Origin of the sequence: Streptomyces sp. NPDC050535 (assembly GCF_044457665.1) — a bacterium.
Taxonomy (GTDB): domain Bacteria; phylum Actinomycetota; class Actinomycetes; order Streptomycetales; family Streptomycetaceae; genus Streptomyces.
Genome location: NZ_JBITHE010000015.1, coordinates 52,738 through 73,566, shown reverse-complemented (window position 1 = coordinate 73,566; position 20,829 = coordinate 52,738). Strand labels below are relative to the sequence as shown.

Below are 20,829 nucleotides of genomic sequence, written 5' to 3'. Positions count from 1 at the left end.
AAAACCCGGGGGGGGGGGGCCCCGGGGACCCCGGCTAACCACAGCGGGCGCGGGGTGGGGGCTGGGGCTCGGCGGGGGGTTGTCCCCCCCCACCCGGTTCGCGGGGCACGGCCACAGGCATCGCACGAGCCGAGTCAGACCGACAGCGCGAAGCCACCCGTCACACGCAGTGTCTCGCCGGTGATGAAGCCGGCTTTCGCCGAGACCAGGTAGAGCAGCGCCTCGACGATGTCCTGCTCCCTTCCCTCACGTGCGAGTATCTGCTCCCCCAGAACACGATCCACCTCCGAGCGGGACAACTCCGCCCGGACGGTGTCCGTGAAGATCAGCCCCGGCGCGATGGCGTTGACACGGATGCCGTCGGCGGCGAACTCGCGCGCGAACGACACTGTGAGACCCCGCACGGCGAGTTTGGACACGCCGTACACCGACCGGTTCGCATAGGCCGCCGACGACGAGATGTTGACGATCGAGGCGCCGGCCCGCCCGCTCATGGCTTCCCGTGCCGCGAGCGAACAGATGACGACACCCATGACGTTCACCTCGAACACCCGCCGGACGGCGGGCAGTCCCAGTTCAGTGAACGGCCTGTTGAAGGCGGCGTGCAGACCGGCGTTGTTGACCAGGATGTCGAGACCGCCATGGCGGTCGGCCACCTCGCCGATGACCGCGCCGACCGCGGCCTCGTCGGCCACGTCGCAGGCCACCCCGGTGGCGCGCCCGCCGTGCGTGGTGAGCTCCTTGGCAGCGGCCGCGGCGGCATCACCGTCGATGTCGGCGAGCACGACGTGCGCGCCGCTCCGCGACAGGGCGGTCCCGAACGCCTTGCCGAAACCGCGGCCGCCTCCGGTGATGAAGGCGACCTTTCCCTCATGTTCGTTGTCCGGCATCCGGCCTCTCCCGTCGTCGTCGTTCGGATGGATCATGCACAGCGGTGGAGCCGCGCCGGCTGTCACCGTCACCTCGGGGCGAACCGCTGACCCGCGTCGAGGCGCAGGCACTGGCCGTTCAGCATGGGGTTGTCGATGATGGCGAGCGCGAGCTTGGCGTACTCCTCGGGGCGGCCGAGCCGCCTGGGGAACGCGGCGTCCTTCACCAGCGCGGCCCGCGTCTCCTCGGGGATCCTGTCCGTCGCCCCGGTGTCGAACAGGCTGGGAGCGATGGCGAGGACGCGGATGCCCAGGGAGCCGAGGTCGCGTGCCATGGTCAGGGACATCCCGGCGATGGCGGCCTTGGCGGCCGAGTACGCGACCTGGCCGACCTGTCCCTCGAAGGCGGCTATCGACGACGTGTTGACGATGACGCCGCGCTCACCGGTGTGCTCGGGGTCCTCGGGTTCGTTGCGGCTCATGTGCGCGGCGGCGAGCCGGCTGATGTTGAAGGTGGCCACGGTGTTGAGGTCGAGGATCCGGCGGAAGGCGTCCAGGTCGTGGGGGCCGTCCCTGCCGAGCGTCCGGTGCGCACGCCCCCCGCCCGCGGTGGTGATCGAGACGTGCAGTCCGCCGAGGGCCTCCACGGCGATGGCGAGCGCGCTCTCGGTTGCTTCGAAGTCGGTGACGTCGACGGGATGGAAGTGTCCTCCGAGCGCCGCTGCGACCTCGGCGCCGGCCGAGGCGGGACGGTCGAGCACGGCGACGTCCGCGCCCCGGGCCGCGAGGAGTTCGGCGCTGGCCCGGCCCATGCCGGACGCGCCGCCGAACACGACGGCCTTCTTGCCCTTGATCTCCATGGATCCCTTTCGCTTGCCTGCGCTCGGACGTAAGTGCAGCCGTGAGCCTTCATCGACCCGGCCTCAGACGGGTGCGCGGGACTGCCGCAGCAGGGTGCACAGCCGGTCGCGATGGACGCCGGCGTCGCCGTACAGGACGCTGTCGGCCTTGGCCCGGCGCAGGTGGAGATGCAGGTCGTGCTCCCAGGTGAAGCCGATACCCCCGTGCAACTGCAGCGCCCGGGAGGCGACTTCACCGGCGGAGTGCGATGTGCAGGAGGCGGCGGCACAGGCCGACCGAGCCGCGTCGGCGCTGCCGGCGTCGGCGGCCATCGCCGCGTAATAGGTGACGGCTCGGGCACCGTGCACGAGCATCGCCATGTCTGCACACGCGTGTTTGACGGCCTGGAAGGTGCCGATCGGTCGGCCGAACTGCACGCGCGTCGCGGTGTGCGCGACAGTGAGCTCCAGCATGCGTTCCATCACCCCGAGCGTGTCGGCGCAGCGCAGCACCGCAGCGTCGTCGAGCAGCCGCTGGATCTCGGCGGGCCCACCGTCGAGGCGACGGGCGGACGGAATGCGTACGTCCTCGAAACGGACCTCGTAGAACGCGCGGGTCGGATCGAGGACCCGCTGACGCCGAACCGTCACCCCGGGGGCGTGGCGGTCGACGAGAAAAGAGGTCGGGGTGCCCTCGTTCCGTGCGGTGACCAGCAGCCAGCGGGCACCGCCGGCGTCCTGCACGGCCGTCTTGATCCCGTCGAGAACGAACTCAGCCCCTTCGGTCCTGGCGGTGGCACGGACACCGCCGAGCGTCCACGGTGCGTGCGGTTCCGCGAAGGCCCAGGTCGCCCACGCCGACCCCGCGGCGAGTTCGGGCAGCACCTCTGTACCGAGCCGGGTGGGCCCGGCGGCGCTGAGCGCACGGCCGACGACCACCGTCGGCAGGAAGGGGACCCGTCCGAGCCCCCGCGCGACCTCCTCGGCGACGAGCGCGAGCTCGACCAGGCCCTGGCCGGCGCCCCCGTACTCCTCGGGCAGCGCCAGACCCGGCCAACCCAACTCCGCGGCGAGCTCCCACACTTCGGAGTCGGAGTCGGAGTCGGAGTCGGAGTCGTCGGATCGGTCCAGCCATGCCCGTACGCGCTCGATCGGCGCCCGGTCGGACAGCAGATCGCGCGACGCCGCGCGCACCATGGACTGTTCGTCACTGAGCTCGAAGTTCACCCGTCACCACCTGGGTCATCAGCACATCGGCGCCAAAGGTATCCTCTTTTATTCCACTGGTCGAGGTAATCGCCGCCATCTGCCGTCACGACGCCGAGTTGAGTATCATCAATCCATGAATGAAGCCGTTCTCCTCTCCGCCTGCCGCACCGCGATCGGTACCGCTCGAAGAGGAACCCTGCGGGACACGAGTGCCTTCGACCTCGCCACCGTCGTCGTCCGCGACGCGGCGCGACGCTGCGGCCTGCCGCCCGAAGAGATCGACGACGTCGTCCTCGGTGAGTCACTGGCCGGCGGCGGCGACATCGCCCGTTACGCGGCACTCCAGGCCGGGCTGACCCATGTTCCCGGCCTGGCGCACAACCGGCACTGCGCCTCCGGTCTCGCGAGTGTGGCGACCGCCGCCGCGAGTGTGCGCGCCGGCATGGACCGCGTCGTGATCGCGGGCGGCACGCAGTCGTCCTCGACGGCTCCGGTGGCCCGGCGACGCGTTCCCGGCTCGGACGACTGGCAGGACCTCTGGATGCCGCCGTCCCATGCCCCCACACCCGACGCGCCCAACGACGACATGGCGCACCTCGTCGGCTGGAACACGGCCAGGCTCGCCGGGATCTCGCGTGAGGAGATGGACGCGTGGTCGCTGCGCTCCCACCGGCGGGCCGTCCGGGCCATCGACGAAGGGCGGTTCGCGGACGAGATCGTCCCGGTGCAGGTGACCGACCGCGCCGGGGCGACATCGCTGTTCGACGTAGACGAACACCCCCGGCGCGACACCAGCAGCGAGAGACTGGCCGCGCTGAAGCCACTGCACCCGGAGATCGAGGGCTTCTCGATCACGGCCGGGAACTCCAGCGGGGTGAACGACGGTGCCGCCGCGGTCGTCGTCGCCGGGTCGGACGTCGCGGCCCTGCACGGGCTCACTCCGCTCGCGACGATCCGCTCGTGGGCGAGCGTGGGCGTCGATCCGGTACGGACTGGGCTGGCACCGATCCACGCGATCCGCAAGGCGCTCGACCGGGCGGGGCTCGGCCTCGGCGACGTAGACCTGTTCGAGGTGAACGAGGCGTTCGCGGCCGTACCCATCGCCGCCGTCCGGGAGTTGGCGCTCGACGAGGAACGGGTCAACCCGTTCGGCAGCGGCTGCAGCCTCGGGCACCCGGTCGCGACCACGGGCGCGCGCATGATCGTCACCCTGGCGCACGAACTGCGGCGCCGTGGCGGTGGGACGGCGGTCGCGGCCATGTGCGCGGGCGGCGGCATGGGCTCGGCACTGGTCCTGACGGCTTGAACGAACGACGGTTCGTCGAGGTGAGGACCTCCGGACCCACCGCGGGTACCCTCGGTCATCTCCACCCGTCGAAGGGGTCTTTCCGGCAAATTCCTTGCGTCGGCCCGGGCGGTACGCCGATCAGCGTGCCGCCCAGCTGACGGTCTTGGTCTGCAGATACTCGTCGAGCCCGGACTCGCCCCACTCCCGGCCCAGTCCGCTCTGCTTGTATCCGCCGAACGCGGCCCGCGGGTTGACCCCCGCGCTGCCACCGTTGATCGTGACGCCACCGGTGCGGATCCGCGTCGCCATGTCGTACGCGGTCACGGTGTCCGCACTCCAGACGGCGCCGGAGAGGCCGTAGGGGCTGTCGTTGGCGATCCGCACGGCCTCGTCGTCGGTGCGGAAGGGGATGACCACGCCGACCGGCCCGAAGAACTCCGTCCGCGCGATGGTCATCGCGTTGTCGACGCCGACGAAGAGCGTCGGTTCGACGAAGTGGCCCCGGTCGAGGCCCGCCGGGCGTCCGCCGCCGCACACGACGCGCGCCCCTTCCTCCTCGCCCACGCGGATCAGCTTCTCCACCTTGTCTCGTTGGGCCTCGCTGATCAGCGGACCCATCGTGGTGGACTCGTCTGCGGGGTCGCCCACCTCGACCGTGGCGAGAGCGGTGCGCAGCCGTTCGACGAACTCGTCGTGGACGGACTCGTGGACGATCGTGCGGGTCAGCAGCGAACAGCCCTGCCCGGCATGTGTGGTGATGCCCGCGAACGCCGACCGGACGGCCCCGCCGATGTCACCGTCCGCGCGGACGATGTTCGCGGACTTGCCGCCGAGTTCGAGAACGACCTTCTTCAGGGAGGCCGCGGCCTGGGAGTGGACCATGCGTCCGACCGCGTCGGACCCGGTGAAACTGACCAGGTCCACCATGGGGTTGGTGGTCAGCTCCCGGCCGGCCTCGGTGTCACCGGTCACGATGTTCAGTACGCCCGGCGGCAGTTGGGCGGCGTCGGCGAAGTCGCCCAGGAGCAGGGACTCCAGGGGGGTCGCGGGCGCCGGTTTGAGTACGGCGGTGCATCCTGCCGCGAGTGCCGGGATCACCTTCATCATGCTGAGGAAGAACGGGAAGTTGTAGGCGGGGATCAGGGCGCACACCCCGAAGGCCTCGCGACGCAGCACCCCTTGGAAGATGCCGCTGCCCGGGGCGACCGTCGGTTCCATGGGGCGCTCCCAGGCGAAGGCGGGGAGCACCCGTTCGGCCATGTCCCGCAGATGGGCGAGCGGAACCCGGGTCTGGAGGCTCTCCGCGAGCGGACGCACCGAACCCGCCTCGGCCATGTTCACCGCCACGAGGTCCGGCAGGCGGCGCTCCAGCTCCGCCGCCATGCGCAGCAGTACGGCGCCTCGCTCGGCGGGCCTCATGCGCGGCCACGGCCCCTCGTCGAACGCCCTTCGTGCCGCGGAGATCGCGCTGCGGACGTCCGCGAGCGAGGACCGGGGGACCTCCGTGATGGTCTCCTCCGTCGCGGGATTGCGTACGACGGCCTGCGCGTCCGACTGTCCGTCGGTGTGGCGCCCGTCGATGTAGAGCTGTGTGGAGAACAGGTACGGCGTCGGCATTTCCGTCTCCTCAGTTTCCGGCGGCCCCGGTGCCCTGCCCCGGCAGGGCGTCGAGCAGCGCGAGGCTGGAACGGGCGTACGTGGCACGGCGTTTGCGGCCGACCAGGAAGGTGGGCGGAGCGAAGTAGCCGACGTCGTGAGGGAGGGCGTCGGCGCGCGCCGACAGGGCGGCACGGGTCTCGGCGGTGGTTCCGCAGAGAGCGATCTCGGTGAGCATCTCGTCGGTGACGGCCTTGGCCATGCCGTCGGTGTCCCCGGCGCGGAAGGCCGCGCGCAGCCGCTCCACGGGGCCTTCCCAACCGTGATGGGCGACGAACGGGTCGTACGTCCTGACCGTCAGGTAGAAGGCGACCATGCGCCGGGCGTCCGCGATGGCGTGCTCGGGGGCGGTGTCGTCGATCGCCGTGATGAGCCAGCCGTGTTCGAGGGGGCGCGCGTCCTCGCCCGCCCCCCGGGCGACGGCGGGGCGTACGACGTCGTTCCACCAGGAGCGGGTGAACAGCCCGTGCCCGATGACACCGTCGGCGACCCGGCCCGCGCTGGTGGCCATACGGGAGTTGAACGCGGCGAGCAGGACGGGGATGTCGAGCCGGCCCAGCACCGGGGCACGCACGTCGGCGTCGATCGTGTAGAACTCCCCGGAGTGCTGGATCTTCTCGCCGTTCTCCGCGTGCAGCCAGGCCCGGACGGCAGCGACGGTCTCCGCGATCCTGGCCACCGGCCGCTCCGCGGGTACGCCGAGCCAGTCGCGGTTGACGCGGAACGCCGCGCTGCCGAGGCCGAGGAACAGCCGGCCCGGGGCCTGGGCGTGCAGTTGCCGCATGGCGGTCGCGTGCGCGTACGGGGTGCGGGAGAACGCGTAGGCGATGGCGGGACCGACCAGGGCGTGCTCGGTGTGGGCGACGATCTCCGCCAGGGTGATGTAGGCGTCGTGGTCGACGAACTCGGCGGCGCAGAAGGCGCTCGCACCGGCCTCCTCGGCCTCGCGCGCGACCTCGGGGCCGGGCCATGGCATGCCGAACCGCATGGAAGCCTCCTGGGACTCTAACAGTGTCCTCTTTTTGAGAGGTGGGAAGTGTCAGCGCAGTGTCCACCGGCTCCGGGACACCGACGAGCGGTCGACCTCGGCCTTGCCGACGGGGTTGCCGAGCTGCGTGTAGGACAGGCCGGTGCGCAGGGCCTGGGTGCGGGTCGCGTCCAGTGACTCCCAGACCGCCCGGACGGTGCCCTGGATCGCGGCGGGTGGTTTGGCGGCGATGATCCGGGCGATCTCGTCGGCGCGCTCCCACAGTTGCTCCCGCGAGAGCACTTCGCTGACCAGGCCGATCTGCAGGGCGCGTGCGGCCGACACGCGCTCGTCCAGGCCGAGCAGCGCGATGCGCAGCGTCTCGCCGAGCGGGATGCGCCGGGCCAGCCCGATCGGCTCCATGGCCGCGGTGAGTCCGTAGCTGACATGCGGGTCGAAGAAGGTCGCGTCCTGCGAACAGATGATGATGTCGGCCTCGTTGAGCCAGTAGAACGCGCCGCCGGCGGCCATCCCGTGCACGGCGCACACCAGTGGTTTCCACACGCGGTTGAGCTTTGGTGACAGACGCTCTCCGGGGTCGGTCTGGGACCAGAGGTTGGGGTGGCGGTGGATCCCTTCCTTGACGTCCATGCCGGTGCAGAACGCCCGGTCACCCGCGCCGCGCAGCACGACGACGTGCACGTCGTCGTCCTCCTTGACGGTGTGCCAGATCAGCGAGAAGTCGTCGAGCGTCTCCTGGGTGAAGCTGTTCATGGCGTGCGGCCGGTTCAGGGTGACGGTGGCGACGTGATCGGTCACCTCGTAGAGGACGGTTGTGAGGTCCATCGGAAAAATGTAGGCGTGTCGATCTCGGCGATGTCGATCACCGCCCACTCACTGGGACGGGACTGTCCCGCTCTCGACGTGATCGAGCTAAGTCTTATACTCTTTTTCGCGCCGAGACGACATCCGAGAGCCCCGGAGGAAGCTGTGATGAAGCCACGCGTGGGGCAGATGCTCGCCAGTACGGTCGACACGACGACAGTGGTCGTCGTGCGCGCGCCGGGCGGTGACCTGGAGATCACCTGCGGAGGGGCGGTGATGACCGAGCCGGACCAGATGGAGGCTGCCACGACGGGTATTCCCGATCCGGAGCAGATGGGCGGCTCGCGGCTCGGCAAGCGTTACGCCGATGACGGGCTCGGCGTCGAGCTGCTGTGCACGAAGGCGGGGGAGGGGAGCCTGGCCGCGAATGGCGTCCCGCTGTCGCTCAAGGGGCCCAAGCCGCTGCCGGCCTCGGACTGAGGGCGGGCGGGCTGATGAACCTGACGATGCTGCTGGACATGGCCGCCGACGGGTTCGGCAACCGGATCGTGGTCGGGCGCGCGGAGGACGGACTGTCCCCCACGCGGCTGCGCGAGTTGTCCGCGGGCGGCGCCGGTGCCGTCCGTGCGGCCGGTGCCGACGCGATCCTCCACCTCGCGGTGAACGGACCGGCCTTTCCGGTCGCGCTGTTCGCCGCGGCCCGCGCCGGGGTGCCGCTGGTGCCGGTGAACTACCGGCTGGGCGGCGAGCAGCTCGGCGCGCTGCTGGCGAACCACCCTCGCGCCCTGGGCATCGCCGATCCGGAGCAGGCCGAGGCGTTGCGCCGTGCCGGGCTGCCGGTACTGAGTCCCGCGCAGTGGCTGGAGACCGCGGCGGCCACCGGCAACGGTGTCGACGATCCGGCCGGACCAGACGCCCCGGCCGTCGTGATCTACACCAGCGGGACCACATCGGCACCCAAGGGCGTGATCCTGCGTCACCACAACCTGGTGTCGTACGTCTTCGGAACGGTCGAGTTCGCCGGGGCGGGCCCCGAGGAGGCGGCCCTGGTGAGCGTGCCGCCTTATCACATAGCCGCGGTGTCGAACGTGCTGACCAACCTGTACGCGGGGCGCCGCACCCTCACGCTCGAACAGTTCACTTCTCAGGGCTGGCTCGATCTCGTGCGCGAGCAGCGGATCACCAACGCGATGGTGGTGCCGACGATGCTCGCCAGGATCATGGACACGAACGGCCTTGACCGGTCGGTGCCCTCGCTCCGCGCGCTCGCCTACGGCGGGGCGAGGATGCCGCGGCGAGTGATCGAGACCGCGCTCGGCGAGTGGCCGCACGTGGACTTCGTGAACGCCTACGGACTGACGGAGACGTCGTCCACGATCTCCGTCCTGGGCCCGCGGGAGCATCGGGCCGCCATCGCGAGCGACGATCCCCAGGTGCGGGCCAGGCTCGGCTCGGCCGGGCTGCCCCTGCCCGGGGTCGAGCTGGAGGTCCGCGACGAGGACGGCGCCGCTGTCGGCGCGGACGAGTCCGGCCAGATCTGGGTACGCGGCGAGCAGGTCTCGGGCGAGTACGCGGGTCAGGGATCCGCGACCGACGGGCGAGGGTTCTTCCACACCCGCGACCGGGGCCGCCTCGACGCCGAGGGCTACCTCTACATCGAGGGCAGGGCCGATGACACCATCATCCGCGGCGCGGAGAACATCGCCCCCGCCGAGATCGAGGACGTCCTGCTGCGGCACCCGGGCGTGCTCGACGCCGTCGTGGTCGGCGTTCCGGACGAGGAGTGGGGTCAGCGGATCGAAGCCGTCGTCGTGCGCCGAGACGGTGCGCTGGTCGATGCCGGCGAGCTGCGTACGGCGGTGCGCGACACGCTGCGGGGATCCAGGACACCGGACCGCATCACGTACTGGCCCGAACTGCCCCGCACAGCCACCGGCAAGCTGGTACGCCGGGACATCGTCGCCGCTCTGACGGCCGAGGGCCGTCCGGCCGTCGGCTGAACGCTTCGGCGAGAGAGGCGGGTTGAGGCATATGAACGCTGCGATGAGCGGCCCGGAGCTGGTACGGGACCTGACCGCACGCACCGCGGTCGCCGTTCGACGATGGTCCCCGGGCGTCACCGTGGAACTTGTCGAGCCGCTGACCGGAGGCACTTCCAGCCTCACCTTCGTGGCCGCGCTTTCGGGTGCCCCGGCCGGACACGAGCGTGTTGTCCTCAAGGTGACCCCGCCCGGCCTGGCGCCGGTGCGCAACCGGGACGTACTCCGCCAGGCACGGATCATGGAGGCCCTGGCGGACAGGCCCGGCGTACGGGTGCCGAAGGTGCTGTTCCACGACGCGGGCGCCCCGCCGGCGATCCCGCCTTTCGTGGCCATGGAACTGGTGCCGGGGGAGTGCGTGGAGCCGGTTCTCGTCCCGCGCGGCACGCTGCCCGCCGCGCACGTACGCGCCCGCGCCCTGGACGCGGCCCGCATGCTCGCGGCCCTGCACCGCGTGGACCCGCTGCGCACCGGGTCGGCGGCGGAGCCCGTGGTCTCGCTCGACGACGAGATCGACCGCTGGACGCTGGCGTTCGCGACGGTCGCCGACGAGCTGCGCAGGGGCTACGAGAGGGTCGCGGAGCGGCTCCATGCCACCGTTCCCGCCGCGATGACCCCGGTGTTCACCCACGGCGACTACCGGCTCGGCAACACGCTGTGCGAGGCGGGGTCGGTCACCGCGGTCATCGACTGGGAGATCTGGTCGCTCGGAGACCCCAGGGTCGATGTGACCTGGCTGACCTTCTTCACCGACGAGGCCCGGCACCCCGCGTCCTGCTCGGACGAGCCGACCGGGATGCCGGGCAAGGCGGAGCTGCTGGACTCCTATCAGGAGGCACGGGGCGAACCGCTCGGTGACCTGGCGTGGTTCGAGGCGCTCACGAAGTACAAGGAGTCCGCGGCGACCGCGCTGCTCATCAAACGCGCCCGGAAGACCGGGCAGTTGAAGGACATGCACCGGCGCATGCTGCCCGCGCTGCCGGTACTGCTGGACGAGGCGCTCGCACTGCTGGGGTGACCGCGTGCGCGGTCACCCCGCAGCTCGCACGCTTGGTCAGGCGTCCTCGGTGACCTTCACCGGGGCCAGCTTCTCGGACTTGTCGAAGTGCACCACATCGGCCAGCGTGCCGCCCAGGATGGCCGCGCGGTCCGCGTCCGGAACCCCCTCGAAGTTCTCGGCGATGCACTCGGCGCTGCTGCGGAAGGTGCCCTCCGCGTGCGGGTAGTCGTTGCCCCACATGATGGTCGACAGCCCGGTGATGTGGCGGGCCTTGACGGCCGTGGGGTCGTCCGCGAACTGCACGTGGATCTGGCGGCGGACGTACTCGCTGGGCTTGAGCGGCCAGGGCCACTTGTCGTTGATGGCGAACAGTCGTCCCATGGCCGGCTGGTCCCTCGGCGACCGGCTGTCGTCCCAGAAACCGAGCCACCAGTCGGGGTCCTGGCCGGTGCCGGTCTTCCAGAGCTTGTCCATGAAGCCCATGTAGGAGACCAGCCAGCCGGCGCTGTACTCGATCAGGTTGAAATGGAGGTCGGGGAACCGTTCGCACGCGCCGCCGGCCACGAGGTCGGCGATGATGCCCTGCGGGCCGGCCGCCCCGCTGCCCCCGGCGCTCATGGTCCGGCTCGCCACCATGGCGTCGGTCAACTGGCCCTTGCCCATGTTCATGGACGTCATCAGCCCCCTGACGGTGGTCGCCGTCTCGGAGACGTTCTCCTTGACCTTGACCCCGCCGGTGGCGACGTGGAAGAACACCGGCAACCCGTTCGCCTGGGCCGCCGCCCACACCGGGTCGTACTCCTGCGACCAGTACGGCATCGGCGGGATGTCCGGCAGCAGGATCGCGCCGATCCCCAGCCGCGCGACCCGCTCGATCTCGGCGACCGCGTCGGGGATGTGGGTGAGCGGGATCGCCGCCGTCGGGCGCAGCCGGCTCTTGTACGGGAGGTAGCGCTCGACGATGTAGTCGTTCCAGACGCGGGCGTGCGCCATCGACAGTTCGTGGTCGTCGGTGAACAGGACGAACAGCGCCAGGTTGGGGAACATGACCGAGGCGTCGACGCCGTCGAGGTTCATGTCCCGGATGATGTGCTCCGGTTCGCCGTCGGGGGTCTCCCCTCCGTGCTGCCGGTACTTGGAGATGGTCCAGCCGTCGAACCCGATCGTGTGCAGCTTCTTGAACTCGGTGTGACCGCCCTCGACCATCGGTTCGTCGAGGGTGAACTCCTCTTCCCACAGGGCCCGGCCCCGAAGGCTCTGGGGGAGACGGGTCTTGAACAGGTCGACCGGCTCGATGATGTGAGAATCGCCCGACACGACAAATTCCTTGAACACAGGCCGTACCTCTCTCCGAACGTCGTTGTCCGTTCTGAAACGGGTCACTGGTACCGCATTCTGAGTACCGACCGGTCGTTCTACGATTACGTCTACTCCTGCTTCCCGCTCGGGTCAAGAGCGCGGACACTCCCGCGGATCCCCGTGCTCACTCGGGCGAGGTGACCAGGCGTCCGCCCACGAGGGTGGCGCGGACCGTCTCACCCGAGAGCGTTTCGAGGGCCTCGCGCAACGGCACATGGAGCAGGCACAGGTCGGCGGCGCGCCCGGTCCGCACCTGCCGGCCACGGGAGGGGTGCCGGGGATCGCCGAGGAACAGGGCCAGCGCCGTCCGTCGGTCGACCGCCTCGCCGTCGCCGCGCCCGACGGCCGCCCGCATCACCGTCCAGGGGTCGGCGGTACCGTACGGCGCGTCGGTGCCCGCGGCGACCGGTATCCCCGCCTCGGCCAGGGACCGGCAGCGATACAGGTGAGGCCGGTCGTCGGGGTCGGTGTCGGTGGCGTACGCGGCACCCCGCTCCACGGGAAAGTGCGGCTGTGTCACGACCGTCAGCCCCAGCCGCCTGATCCACGGGATCGTCTCCGCCGGGATCACCGAACCGTGCTCGATCCGGTCGCCCGCGACAGAGCCCGCCTCGTCCAGGGCGAGCAGCGTCACCAGCAACTGCACGCGGGTCACGCAGTGCACCGCGACCGGCCGGGGCCGTACCCGGACCACCACCGCCGCGAGTTCGCCCGGCGTCGGCAGGGTCGTGTCGTCGAGCATCACCTTCACCGGCGGATCGACGCCCATCACCACGAGGCGCTGCGGCAACGCCGACAGCAGCCGGGGGAGACCCGCGCCGGGCCGCGGATCGGCGTTCGTGAACCCGGTGATCCCCAACGCCGCCGCCCGCCGTCCCAGACCCTCCAGATCCAGCGGCACCGGCGGTACGAGCCCCCTGAGCCGCTTGTCCTCCCGCCAGAACCGCCCGTCGCCCTCCGACGCCAGCCCGGCCGCCCGCAGCGCCGCGCTGTTCCACACCCAGAGCGCCCCACCGCGGTGCTGCACACGGACCGGCCGGTCGGGCGCGAACCCGTCCAGAACCCACCGGTCGAGATCCCCGGCGACGCTCTCGTGGTACCCGACTGCCCGCACCCACCTGCCAGGCGTCCCGCGCCGCAGCGCCGCCGCGAACCCGTCCACGCCGCGCACGTCCCCGGGCCCGACCCGGACCGAGGCGGCCTCCGCGGCCGACGCCGGCAGATGGACGTGGTGATCGTGCAGCCCGGGCAGCAGCGCACCACCCCGCCCGTCCAACTCGGCCCGCCCCGGCAGCCGTTCCCCGATCTCGGCGATCCGCCCGTCCTCGACGCGCACGTCGACTCGCCCGCGGCCTTCGACCTCCACGTTCCTCATCAGCACGGCTGGTGCTCTCCCACGCCGGTTCCCCGTACGCCGGAGTCCGCGAGCGACGCGGCACAGGCGGCCATGGACACGCACAGCAACTCGCCGCCGCCCCGGGCGAGGGAGCGTGCCGCGGCGTGGGCGGCGAAGAGGCCGGTGACGGGGTCGGCCAGCGCGTCACCCAGGAAGACGGGGCCGCCGGAGGCGTCGAGGCCGGTCAGGCCGCCGGCCACCGCCGCGTCGTCACCGAAGGCGACACGGTCGTCGTCGCGGCCGTACCCGGTGACGCTGACCCACACCCGGCCCGGTCGGGCGGTGAGGAACCGCTCCGCGTGGACGCCGAGTCGCCGCAGCGCCCGCGGCCGTGATGCCTCGATCACGACATCCGCCCCCGCGACGACCTCGGCGAGCGCGCCGGAGGAGAAGTCCAGGACGAGACTTTCGTGCCCGTCGTGCAGCCAGCGGTAGAAGGCGGGCGATCCCAGGCGGGCGCCGTCCGGTCTGGTGGTGCTCTCCACCTTCACGACACGGGCCCCCGCCAGCCCCAGCAGACGGGCGCACAACGGACCCGCCCACAAGGCGGACAGGTCGACGACCCGCAGCCCGGCCGGACTTCGGACCAGCGGCCGTCCCAGGTTCCGGACATGGACGGGCGCACGGACCTCCCGGGCCGAGCCCATCGCCGCGGCCGGGATACCCAGCAACTGCGCGTTCCGGGCGACCTCGGTCGCCGTGGCCCGCCGCGCCGCCTCGGACAGCTCCGCCCCGGGCGAGCCCAGCAGCGCGACGAGGGCGGGGACAGCGGTCGTGTCGTCCGGCCGGGCGAGGTTGACGGCGGCCCAGCCGTCGGCCGTGGCGAAGAGGTGACAGGAACCCCCGGCCGACGTCCTGCCGGGGAGTGGGTGGCCAGCCAGGTCCGCACGCAGGAACAAGGCGGTGGGCAGGTCGACCGGCACACCGGTGAGGCGAGTGAAGTCACGCGCCGCATCGGCGAGCGGTGAGAGGAACGGCTCGACGGGTTCCAGCCAGGGCTCGTGAGCGGCATTCATCGGCACATGACGCCCTTCTCCGCGCGAGCGGCTCGAGATTACACTCCGGTGGTCATGCAGCCGCCCTTCCTCCTGGTCGACCTCGACCGCACAGCGCCGCCGGGCCCAGAGGAACGGCGGGACCGGGTGCTGGTAGGCGTGAGAGCCCAACACCGGGCAGCACCGCAGGACTTCGACATCCTGCTCACCGGGACCCCCGACCCGCCCCGGCCCTGGGTGGCCTGCGCGGACCCGTACGCCACCGCCCGCCGTCTGCGGGACGTCGTCACGGCCCAGCCCGCGGCCTCCGTCGCCCTGGTGCAGGTACTCCGCATGGGAGCCCGGCTCGCCGGACCCGACCGGCTGGTCCTCGAATCCCTCGCCTACTCGACGCTCCAGGGCGGCGCCGGCTTCCGCGCCTGGACGGCCTCGGCCCGCCGTCGCCCCTCGCGTCCCGCCGCCGTACCCGTGCTGCTGACGCGGGACGGCGCACGGCTGACCGCCACACTGGACCGGCCCTGGGTACGGAACGCCTTCGACGCCGCGACCCGCGACGCCCTCTGCGAGGCGCTGCACGTCGCGGTCGCCGATCCGTCGATCACCCGGTTCGACCTGCGCGGCAACGGACCCGCCTTCTGCAGTGGGGGAGACCTCGCAGAGTTCGGTACGTCCCACGACCCGGCAGAGGCACACCTGGTGCGCGTGCGGCGCAGCCCGGCCGCCCTCCTCCAGCGGTGCGCCCCCAAAGTGACCGCCCATCTGCATGGCGCCTGCGTCGGCGCGGGCATCGAACTCGCGGCGTTCGGTGCCCGAGTCCTGGCCGCACCGGACACGCTGATCAGGCTGCCCGAGGTCGGGATGGGCCTGATCCCGGGAGCGGGCGGCACGGCGAGCCTCCCGCCCCGTGTCGGCCGGGAGCGCACCGCCTATCTCGCCCTGTCCGGAGTCGAGTTGAGCGTCGGCGAGGCCTTGGCGTGGGGGCTCGTCGACGAGATCACGAGCCCGGCCGCACCGTCGCCGTTCACCGACCACCGTCAGTAGAGTCCGCCGTCCACCCGGATGAGCGCACCCGTGGTGTAGCTGGAGGAGTCGCTGGCGAGATAGAGCGCGGTACTGACGATCTCCTCCGGCCGTCCCGGTCGGCCTGCCGCGCTGCGGGTACTGCGCCGCTTCTCCTCCGGCCAGGCCTTGGAGATGTCGGTGAGGAACGGGCCGGCCGAGATGGTGTTGACCCTGACCGTCGGGCCGTACTCCAGGGCGAAGACAGTGGTCAGCGCGTTCAGCGCGGCCTTGGCACCCGCGTACGGGCCGAACCTGGGCTGCGGCATCAACGCCCCCGAGGAGGAGACGTTGATGATCGAGCCTCCGCCCGTCTCCGCCATCCGACCGCCGATCAGCGAGACGAGCCGGAACGGGCCCTTGAAGTTGACGGCGACGACCTTGTCGAACAGTTCCTCGCTGGTCTCCGCCGACGACGGCGCCACGGGAGACATCCCGGCGTTGTTGACCAGGACGTCGACCTTGCCGAAAGTGTTGTACGCGACGTCGGCCAGCCGGCCGAGGTCGTCCCAGTGGCCGACGTGGGCGGCGACCGGAAGCGCGCGGCGGCCGAGTTCGCGGACCTCCGCGGCGACCGCCTCGCACGCCTCGACCTTGCGGCTGGCGATCACCACGTCGGCGCCGGCGGTGGCGAAGGCGCGCACCATCTCCCGTCCCAGGCCCCGGCTGCCGCCGGTCACGAGGGCCACCTTGCCGGACAGGTCGAACAGGTCCGAGGGCGCGAGGGGGGATTTCGTACGCTCGTCGGTCACGTGTCCCCCCGGCCCGCGAGAGTGTCGTCGGCGACGATGTGCGCGTACCGCTTGCGGGCGGCCTCCAGCTTCGGCGGGATGTGCTCGCTGGGGAACAGCCCCTCGGCCGGCCGGTAGTTCTTGAGTACCTGCTTGGCGATCGTGGTGCGGTGCACCTCTGTGGGGCCGTCGGCGAGGGCGAGGTTCGGGGCAGCCATCCACCAGCGGGCCAGGGGGAGTTCGTTGGTGGTTCCGAGTGAGCCGTGCAGGTGCAGGGCCCGCTGGATGATGTCGTGGAGCACCCTGGCCGTGGCGACCTTGCACATGGCGATCTGGGTGCGGGCGGCGCCGTGCGGCTGGGTGTCGATGATCCAGGCGGTGTGGAGGACGAGCAGCCGGAACTGCTGCAACTCCAGCCAGGAGTCCGCGATGAACTGCTGCACCGCCTGTTTGTCCGCGAGCGGGGTGCCCTGAGTGCGCCTCGACAGTGCCCGCTCACACATCATGTCGAAGGCGCGGGCGCACTTGCCCACCGTACGCATGGCATGGTGCACGCGGCCGCCGCCGAGACGGGCCTGCGCGACCTTGAAGCCCTCACCGGGTCCACCGAGCATGGCGTCGAGCGGGACCCGGACCTGGTGGTAGCGGATGTAGGCGTGGATGCCCTCGTCGAGGGAGTCGCGCTCGTCCATCGTGCCGACGTTGCGCTTGATCTCGATGCCCGGGGTCTCCGCGGGGACGACGAACATGGACATACGGGCGTGCGGCGGCGCTTCCGGGTCGGTTACGGCCATGACGATGAGGAACGACGCGTACCGGGCGTTGGAGGAGAACCACTTCTCCCCGTCGATCACCCACTGTCCCCCGCTCTCGGCTCCCCTCGAGTGAGAGGTGCCGCCGTCGTCGCGCCGGGCGCGGCAGACGAACTCCTTCGGGTCGGCACCGGCCTGTGGTTCGGTCATCGAGAAGGTGGAGACGATGTCGCCGTCGAGCAACGGCTGCAGATAGCGGGCTTTCTGCTCCTCGGTGCCGAACATCGCCAGGATCTCCGCGTTGCCGGTGTCCGGGGCCGCGGTGCCGAACACCGTGGGGGCCCAGTAGGAGCGGCCGAGGATCTCGTTGAGGAGGGCCAGTTTCACCTGGCCGAAGCCGGGCCCGCCCAGTTCGGGACCCAGGTGACAGGCCCACAGGCCCTGCGCACGGACCTGGTCCCGCAACGGGCGGAGGATGGCGCGGGCCTTCTCGTTGCGCGTGTCGTACGGATCACCGCCGTGTGGGAACAGCAGGTCGAGCGGCTCGACCTCCTCCCGCACGAAGGCCGCCGCCCAGTCGAGCTTGGCCTGGAACCCGGGTTCGACCGAGAAGTCCAGCATCGGATCCTCCGAAGCGAAAGAGTGGTCTATTTGATCCTGTGAAGCCTGCGAGACGAGCGTAGAGAGGGTCTTGAGGCCTAATAAGTGTACGTAATTAGTGTTCAGTGTCTTCCGTGCGTGCGAAGTCACACCTACTCTGACTCCGGGCCGCCGACCCGGACCGAAGGGATCCCGGTGAGTGGGCGGACGAACGCCAGGAGGAGCTGATCCGATGCCGAACCCGATGCAGGGCGTGCGCGTTCTCGAGGTCGCGCAGTTCACCTTCGTCCCGGCGGCGGGCGCCGTGCTCGCCGACTGGGGAGCCGAAGTGATCAAGATCGAGCACGCCGAACGGGGCGACGCGCAGCGCGGGTTGGTCCGGGTGCTCGGCTACGAGGCCACCAGTGAGGGCTCGTCGTTCTTCCCGATCATGGAGGGGCCCAACCGGGGAAAGCGCAGTGTCGGTCTCGCCCTGGAGAAGCCGTCGGCACGCCGGGTGCTCGAGGAGCTGATCCGCACGAGCGACGTGTTCCTCACCAATTTCCTGCCCGGGGCGCGGGCGAAGCTGCGGATCGACCTCGAGGACGTCCGCGCGGTCAACCCGGACATCATCTACGTACGGGGCAGTGGCTTCGGCGTCCGCGGAGCCGAGGCGACCAAGGGCGGATACGACAGCACTGCCTTCTGGGCGCGCGGCGGGAGTGCCGCCGGGGTCACCCCGCCCGGCACGGACCGTATGACCCGGATGCCGGCCGGCGCCTACGGCGACTCGATGGGCGGTCTGACGATCGCCGGAGGTATCGCCGCCGCTCTCTACTCGCGCGCGACGACGGGTCAGCCCTCCGTCGTCGACGTCTCATTGCTCGGTGTCGGCGCCTGGGCCACACAGTTCTCGGTCAACCTCGCCATGATGGCCGGCGGCCCGCTCCCGCCGCGGAACCAGCCTCGGCACGGCTCGGCAACCAACCCCCTGATCGGCGCGTACCTCACCTCCGACGGACGGTGGATCGAGCTGTCGATGCTGCAACCCGGCCGGTACTGGGCGGAGTTCTGCAAGCTGGCCGGCCGCGCGGAACTGGCTGGTGACGAGCGGTTCGACAGCACCGAGAAGCTGATGGCCAACGCGGGGGAGGCCGCCGAGATCGTCGCCGGCGTCATCGCGGACCGTCCCTTCGCGGAGTGGGTGGAGGTCCTCTCCCGGGGGGAGGGCCAGTGGGCGGCAGTGCAGAACGCGTGGGAGGTGGGTCAGGATCCCTCGCTGCGCGCCAACGGCCTCATCGCGCGAGTTGTGGACGCCGACGGCGTCGACCGCGAACTGGTCGCCAACCCGGTCCAGTTCGACGAGACCCCGGTCGCGCTGACCCGCGCACCGCAGTTCGCGGAGCACACCGACGAGGTCCTGCTGTCGCTCGGCATGACCGAGGAGGAACTCCTCGCGCTCAAGATCGACGGCGCGGTCAGCTGACGTCATGACCGCGGCCTCCGCCGGTGACGTGGCCGTGTCACGCCCGCACCCCCGCCTCGCCCCGGCACACCGAAGAGAGGACCCGTGATGAGCACGACCCTCGAACCCGAAGGCATCCACGAAGGCGTCCCCGCCTACCACTTCGACAATCGTCTCGGCGGCCCGGTCCTCAGCCACCAGCACCGGTGGGACGAGATGGCCCGCGCCCACTCCGGCTTCCGGAGCACCGTCGCCCGCGGCTTCTGGGTGGTCACCGACGGCCCGGCAGTCCAGGAGGCACTGCAGGACTGGCGCACCTTCTCCAACACATCGGTGACCGCCCTCGAACCCAACCCCCGGTTCCTGTGGATCCCCGAAATGCTGGACCCGCCGCTGCACAGCAAGTGGCGGCGCCTGCTGGGCAAGGACTTCTCACCGAACGCCGTGGCCGCACGGGAGAAGGAGGTCCGACGGGTCGCCGCGGACATGATCGACCGGGTGAGGGACAGCGGGGGCGTCGACGTCCTCGACGAGTTCGCCCGCCGGTTCCCGACCCTGATCTTCATGCGCCTGATGGGTCTGCCCGAGAACGATCTGGCCACCTTCCTCAAGTGGGTGCACGACCTGCTGCACCTCTCCCACGGCGAGGACGCCGACGGCGCCCGGCAGATGGCCGCCATGAACGCTGTCTCGGACTACTTCGAGGAACAGATCGCCCTGCGCCGGGAGGCGCCGAGGGACGATCTGCTGTCCCGCGCGATGACGTGGAGGATCGACGGCGAGCTGATCAACGACCGGGACATGCACGCCTTCTGCGTGCTGATGTTCCAGGCCGGCTTCGACACGGTCCCCATCTCGATCGGCTGGGCGCTGTACCACTTCGCCACCCACCCGGACCTGCGCGAGGCGATCGTCGCCGACCCGTCGCTCATCGCGACGAGCGTGGAGGAGACCCTGCGGGTCTACTCGTTCGTCGTACCGGCCCGCAAGGCGGCCAAGGACGTCGAGATCGGCGGCTGCCCTGTCAAGGCGGGCGAGATGGTGATGCTTCCGCTCGCGGTCACCAACCGAGACCCCGAACGGTTCGAGAACCCGCTCGAGGTGGACCCGCACCGGGAGACCGTCAACCACATCGCGTTCGGCTCCGGCCCCCACCGGTGCCTGGGATCGCACCTCGCCCGTCTCGAACTGAACGTGGCCGTCGAGGAGTGGCACAAGCGGATCCCCGACTACCGGCTCGCGCCCGGCCAGGATCTTCAGCAGCACGGCAACATGTACGGCATCAAGTCCCTGCGGCTCGAATGGTGAGCGGCCCGCGCGCCACAACGCGCCCGCTCAGTGCGACGGACCTCTACCACACCGGGCTCGTCGTGCCGGATCTGGAGGCGTCGAAGTCGGCGCTGACCGAGATCGCGGGATACCGATGGACGGCGACGATGTCCGCCGAGCTGCCGATCCGTCTGGCCGAAGGCGAACGGGAGCTGAACCTGCGCTTCGCGTACTCCCTCGACGCCCCGTACGTCGAACTCGTGCAGGAGATCCCCGGGACTCCATGGACGGCGGCACCGAGAGCTGCGACGCATCACCTCGGCTACTTCTGCGACGACGTCCCTGCGACGGCCGAAAGGCTTCAGGAGGCGGGGTTCGCCCTGGAGGCCTGTGCGGTGGTCGACGGTGCCCCGTCCGTCTTCGCCTACCTGCTGGACCCCTCGGGCGTGCGGATCGAGATCGTGGACCGGGCCCGGATGCCGGACTTCTCCGCCTACCTGCGGTCGAAAACGCACTGAGACCCGATCGTGGA

General features: G+C 70.8%; 19 protein-coding genes. 8 read left to right on the top strand and 11 right to left on the bottom strand.

The window, feature by feature from the left end; all coding sequences use genetic code 11:
• Positions 1-134: 134 nt before the first annotated feature.
• The 3 genes from ACIBLC_RS28985 to ACIBLC_RS28975 form a co-directional block, all read right to left on the bottom strand.
• On the bottom strand, positions 135-890 hold the full coding sequence (locus ACIBLC_RS28985; RefSeq protein WP_399214221.1) for an SDR family NAD(P)-dependent oxidoreductase: 756 nt from the start codon (positions 888-890) through the stop codon (positions 135-137).
• 68 nt (positions 891-958) lie between these two features.
• On the bottom strand, positions 959-1,729 hold the full coding sequence (locus tag ACIBLC_RS28980) for an SDR family NAD(P)-dependent oxidoreductase (RefSeq protein WP_399214220.1): 771 nt from the start codon (positions 1,727-1,729) through the stop codon (positions 959-961).
• 63 nt (positions 1,730-1,792) lie between these two features.
• Positions 1,793-2,935, bottom strand: coding sequence for an acyl-CoA dehydrogenase family protein (locus tag ACIBLC_RS28975; RefSeq protein ID WP_399214218.1), 1,143 nt, complete (start codon positions 2,933-2,935; stop codon positions 1,793-1,795).
• A gap of 115 nt (positions 2,936-3,050) precedes the next feature.
• On the opposite strand from ACIBLC_RS28975, the gene ACIBLC_RS28970 reads away from it, so the two are divergent.
• Positions 3,051-4,223: a thiolase family protein gene (locus ACIBLC_RS28970; protein ID WP_399214216.1), complete on the top strand. Its 1,173-nt coding sequence runs from the start codon at positions 3,051-3,053 to the stop codon at positions 4,221-4,223.
• Positions 4,224-4,343: 120 nt separating this feature from the next.
• On the opposite strand, the gene ACIBLC_RS28965 is transcribed toward ACIBLC_RS28970, so the two are convergent.
• From ACIBLC_RS28965 to ACIBLC_RS28955, 3 genes are read right to left on the bottom strand one after another with little or no spacing between them, the layout of a single operon-like run.
• Entirely contained in the window at positions 4,344-5,822 is a 1,479-nt protein-coding gene (locus ACIBLC_RS28965) for an aldehyde dehydrogenase family protein (protein WP_399214215.1), read from the bottom strand.
• Between the two features lie 10 nt (positions 5,823-5,832).
• Complete coding sequence (locus tag ACIBLC_RS28960; protein ID WP_399214214.1) at positions 5,833-6,849, bottom strand: LLM class flavin-dependent oxidoreductase; 1,017 nt, start codon at positions 6,847-6,849, stop codon at positions 5,833-5,835.
• A gap of 51 nt (positions 6,850-6,900) precedes the next feature.
• Complete coding sequence (locus ACIBLC_RS28955) at positions 6,901-7,674, bottom strand: enoyl-CoA hydratase/isomerase family protein (RefSeq protein WP_399214213.1); 774 nt, start codon at positions 7,672-7,674, stop codon at positions 6,901-6,903.
• A 147-nt stretch (positions 7,675-7,821) separates the two neighbouring features.
• Between ACIBLC_RS28955 and ACIBLC_RS28950 the strand changes: the two genes are divergently transcribed.
• The 3 genes from ACIBLC_RS28950 to ACIBLC_RS28940 are packed head-to-tail and all read left to right on the top strand — an operon-like array spanning position 7,822 to position 10,710.
• The gene (locus tag ACIBLC_RS28950; protein ID WP_399214212.1) at positions 7,822-8,133 is read left to right on the top strand and encodes a hypothetical protein; all 312 of its coding nucleotides are present in this window, start codon (positions 7,822-7,824) and stop codon (positions 8,131-8,133) included.
• Between the two features lie 14 nt (positions 8,134-8,147).
• The gene (locus ACIBLC_RS28945) at positions 8,148-9,653 is read left to right on the top strand and encodes a class I adenylate-forming enzyme family protein (protein ID WP_399214211.1); all 1,506 of its coding nucleotides are present in this window, start codon (positions 8,148-8,150) and stop codon (positions 9,651-9,653) included.
• Positions 9,654-9,696: 43 nt separating this feature from the next.
• Positions 9,697-10,710 carry a phosphotransferase family protein gene (locus ACIBLC_RS28940; RefSeq protein WP_399214210.1) on the top strand — a complete coding sequence of 338 codons (1,014 nt, stop codon included), beginning with the start codon at positions 9,697-9,699 and terminating at the stop codon, positions 10,708-10,710.
• Positions 10,711-10,746: 36 nt separating this feature from the next.
• Here ACIBLC_RS28940 and ACIBLC_RS28935 read toward each other — a convergent pair whose 3' ends face one another.
• From ACIBLC_RS28935 to ACIBLC_RS28925, 3 genes are all read right to left on the bottom strand, one after another.
• Positions 10,747-12,009: an amidohydrolase family protein gene (locus tag ACIBLC_RS28935; RefSeq protein ID WP_399214209.1), complete on the bottom strand. Its 1,263-nt coding sequence runs from the start codon at positions 12,007-12,009 to the stop codon at positions 10,747-10,749.
• Between the two features lie 166 nt (positions 12,010-12,175).
• Positions 12,176-13,426, bottom strand: a complete 1,251-nt coding sequence (locus ACIBLC_RS28930) for an amidohydrolase family protein (RefSeq protein ID WP_399214330.1) — start codon at positions 13,424-13,426, stop codon at positions 12,176-12,178.
• On the bottom strand, positions 13,426-14,463 hold the full coding sequence (locus ACIBLC_RS28925; protein WP_399214208.1) for a CoA transferase: 1,038 nt from the start codon (positions 14,461-14,463) through the stop codon (positions 13,426-13,428). The genes ACIBLC_RS28930 and ACIBLC_RS28925 overlap by 1 nt, the downstream gene beginning before the upstream one ends.
• A gap of 54 nt (positions 14,464-14,517) precedes the next feature.
• Here ACIBLC_RS28925 and ACIBLC_RS28920 point away from each other — a divergent pair, with 54 nt between their 5' ends.
• Entirely contained in the window at positions 14,518-15,483 is a 966-nt protein-coding gene (locus ACIBLC_RS28920; RefSeq protein WP_399214207.1) for an enoyl-CoA hydratase/isomerase family protein, read from the top strand.
• On the opposite strand, the gene ACIBLC_RS28915 is transcribed toward ACIBLC_RS28920, so the two are convergent.
• Both ACIBLC_RS28915 and ACIBLC_RS28910 read right to left on the bottom strand, forming a co-directional pair.
• Positions 15,477-16,253, bottom strand: a complete 777-nt coding sequence (locus ACIBLC_RS28915) for an SDR family NAD(P)-dependent oxidoreductase (protein WP_399214206.1) — start codon at positions 16,251-16,253, stop codon at positions 15,477-15,479. The genes ACIBLC_RS28920 and ACIBLC_RS28915 overlap by 7 nt on opposite strands.
• Complete coding sequence (locus tag ACIBLC_RS28910; RefSeq protein WP_399214205.1) at positions 16,250-17,605, bottom strand: acyl-CoA dehydrogenase family protein; 1,356 nt, start codon at positions 17,603-17,605, stop codon at positions 16,250-16,252. The genes ACIBLC_RS28915 and ACIBLC_RS28910 overlap by 4 nt, the downstream gene beginning before the upstream one ends.
• A gap of 211 nt (positions 17,606-17,816) precedes the next feature.
• On the opposite strand from ACIBLC_RS28910, the gene ACIBLC_RS28905 reads away from it, so the two are divergent.
• The 3 genes from ACIBLC_RS28905 (at position 17,817) to ACIBLC_RS28895 (ending at position 20,815) form a co-directional block, all read left to right on the top strand.
• Positions 17,817-19,049, top strand: coding sequence for a CaiB/BaiF CoA transferase family protein (locus ACIBLC_RS28905; protein WP_399214204.1), 1,233 nt, complete (start codon positions 17,817-17,819; stop codon positions 19,047-19,049).
• 87 nt (positions 19,050-19,136) lie between these two features.
• The gene (locus ACIBLC_RS28900) at positions 19,137-20,336 is read left to right on the top strand and encodes a cytochrome P450 (RefSeq protein ID WP_399214203.1); all 1,200 of its coding nucleotides are present in this window, start codon (positions 19,137-19,139) and stop codon (positions 20,334-20,336) included.
• The gene (locus tag ACIBLC_RS28895) at positions 20,333-20,815 is read left to right on the top strand and encodes a VOC family protein (RefSeq protein ID WP_399214202.1); all 483 of its coding nucleotides are present in this window, start codon (positions 20,333-20,335) and stop codon (positions 20,813-20,815) included. Before ACIBLC_RS28900 ends, ACIBLC_RS28895 begins: the two co-directional genes overlap by 4 nt.
• Positions 20,816-20,829: the final 14 nt, after the last annotated feature.